We start from the raw sequence: 503 nt of genomic DNA on the forward strand, positions 1-503 counted from the left end.
CGGGGCGGTATCGTTGTTCGCCACGTCCTTCTTCGGCTCCTGGTGCCTAGGCATCCTCCGTGCGCTCTTACTAGCTTAACCAAATGCTCAGGTGATCGCTCACCTTCGCTTACGTAAAAACAACTAAAGGATGTTTCAGCAATTCTTTTTCYTTCGTTRTCCAGTTTTCAAGGTGCAATTTAAAAGTTTTTTTGGTGGAGCCAAGCGGGATCGAACCGCTGACCTCCTGCTTGCAAGGCAGGCGCTCTCCCAGCTGAGCTATGGCCCCATGTTAGGTATTGAATTATGGAATTATAGTGGTGGGCCTTAGTGGACTCGAACCACCGACCTCACCCTTATCAGGGGTGCGCTCTAACCAGCTGAGCTAAAGGCCCTTAATTCTCATAGTTCGTATATTTAGGTGTGAATATAACACCTGCTTGGCGACGTCCTACTCTCCCAAGACCCTGCGGTCTAAGTACCATCGGCGCTGAAGGGCTTAACGGTCGTGTTCGGTATGGGAA

Annotated in this window: 2 tRNA genes and 1 rRNA gene; all 3 read right to left on the reverse strand. The window is 50.3% G+C overall.

The features are described 5' to 3' along the window. Positions 1–192: 192 nt before the first annotated feature. Positions 193–268, reverse strand: a tRNA-Ala gene (locus AB4Z50_RS35980). 29 nt (positions 269–297) lie between these two features. Further along, positions 298–374 (reverse strand) — tRNA-Ile (locus tag AB4Z50_RS35985). Between the two features lie 43 nt (positions 375–417). Beyond that, positions 418–503, reverse strand: a 5S ribosomal RNA gene (gene rrf, locus AB4Z50_RS35990); the annotation flags it as partial.

It is taken from the genome of Paenibacillus sp. 2TAB26, assembly GCF_052115145.1.
Taxonomy (GTDB): domain Bacteria; phylum Bacillota; class Bacilli; order Paenibacillales; family Paenibacillaceae; genus Pristimantibacillus.